Genomic DNA, 590 nt, shown 5'->3' with positions numbered 1-590 from the left:
GCGGACTTGCTTTGGTTCTCAAAGAACATCCCGAAGCTGTCGCGGTTTGTTCCGAAACCACAGCAAGACAACTGATGGGGTTTGGTATTACTAACAATGTGCTTATTAAAAAGCCGAATGAAATATTTGCCGGAGATGATTTTGAATTTCAAGCTATCAGTTACCCAGCTGAAATGCATATGTGGGAAGGACTTTTATTTTTTGAAAAGAAACGTGGTATTTTCTTTAGCAGCGACCTCATGTTCGTCATGGGTGAGAATCACGGACAAGTTATCGAAAGCAGTTGGGACGCAGCGGTAAAATCAAGCGGCGCAGATACATTGCCCAATCAAGAATCCGGACAAAAGCTATCCTCGGATTTGAGTGAGATTGAACCTAAGTTCGTTGCTTCCGGTCATGGGTTTTGCATTACGATTGTAGGATAAATCAAGCAAATAGACCTTGCAAAATAAGCATTTGCAAATATACCACTTCATAAAACCGTATACTGTAATTATCAAGATTTTGAACGATATTGAAAAACAGTAACTTAAAGGCTCGATATATTTATAATATATCGAGCTTTTTTCATGTCTAAAAACTTGGGGGTA

The 590-nt window shown here is 39.0% G+C and carries 1 protein-coding gene; it reads left to right on the top strand.

The features are described 5' to 3' along the window. Positions 1-425: MBL fold metallo-hydrolase (locus K5Q92_RS23910; protein ID WP_220771264.1), on the top strand; the 425-nt coding region annotated here is incomplete at its 5' end. Positions 426-590 lie beyond the last annotated feature (165 nt).

The sequence above is a fragment of the Shewanella sp. MBTL60-007 genome, assembly GCF_019654915.1.
GTDB lineage: Bacteria > Pseudomonadota > Gammaproteobacteria > Enterobacterales > Shewanellaceae > Shewanella.
This window is presented reverse-complemented; position numbering and strand designations above follow the sequence as displayed.